At 52.2% G+C, this 251-nt stretch carries 1 pseudogene; it reads right to left on the bottom strand.

The annotated features are described in order from the left end of the window. Window positions 1-251, bottom strand: a pseudogene (gene secY, locus R0J88_RS22100) (preprotein translocase subunit SecY); the annotation flags it as partial.

Here is a 251-nt window from a genome sequence, read left to right as displayed (position 1 = left end):
GGTTGCCCAGGCTGCAAATACAGCGAAATTGTTGTCAGCCAGTTCCAACCAGTACCGCCCCCGAACCATGACGCGATGGTCGCCGGGAACAGAATAATACTGGAAGCGAAGATTCCCGGGATTACCCCCGCCATATTCACTTTCAGCGGTAAATGCGTGCTCTGTGCAGCATAGACACGACGACCTTGCTGACGTTTCGCGTAGTTTACCACAATGCGGCGTTGACCACGGTCAACAAATACAACAAAGAA

It is taken from the genome of Pseudoalteromonas sp. SIMBA_162 (assembly GCF_046535955.1).
GTDB classification, from domain to species: domain Bacteria; phylum Pseudomonadota; class Gammaproteobacteria; order Enterobacterales; family Alteromonadaceae; genus Pseudoalteromonas; species Pseudoalteromonas marina.
Note: the sequence above shows the minus strand (reverse complement) of the source record. Positions and strands in the feature narration are given on the sequence as shown.